Source organism: Psychrobacter sp. NG254 (assembly GCF_015277735.1).
GTDB lineage: Bacteria > Pseudomonadota > Gammaproteobacteria > Pseudomonadales > Moraxellaceae > Psychrobacter.
This window is the reverse complement of sequence record NZ_JADHDA010000033.1, coordinates 1-503: the sequence shown is the minus strand read 5'-3', so window position 1 is coordinate 503 and position 503 is coordinate 1. Positions and strand designations below refer to the sequence as shown.

At 37.8% G+C, this 503-nt stretch carries 1 protein-coding gene; it reads right to left on the bottom strand.

From position 1 onward, the window contains the following. Positions 1 to 178: 178 nt before the first annotated feature. A partial coding sequence (locus IP510_RS13660; RefSeq protein WP_194365360.1) for a PhoH family protein occupies positions 179 to 503 on the bottom strand: 325 nt, incomplete at its 5' end.

Here is a 503-nt window from a genome sequence, read left to right as displayed (position 1 = left end):
ATCCAAGCTTTATATTATATAAGTGCAAGCACAGTAAAAAAGCGACAATCAATGGCACTAAAAGCGCAATAAATAATGAACGATAATAATGCTTCAGAGGTAAAAAATTCAATGTACTGCCTGCCATTTGGCTCGAAAATCAATCGATAGACTATCGAGCCAATTTGTTAAGCGCAAGTTATAAATTTTCTTCTGCAAATGACGCTAAGCGACTACGCACAACACCGTTGAGGTTTATAGTTGCGCTGCCTTCAAAGTTTTTAAAGCGCTCTACTATGTACGTTAAGCCCGATGTTACTGGCGTTAAATAGTTACTATCAATTTGCGCCAAGTTACCTGTACAAATTAATTTAGTACCTTCGCCGCAGCGAGTAATAATCGTTTTAAGTTGAGATGCCGTTAAATTTTGGCTCTCATCTAAAATGACCACCGCATTTTGAATACTACGGCCGCGCATAAAGTTAACCGATTTAAACTGAACATTAGCCTTCTCCATAATGTAG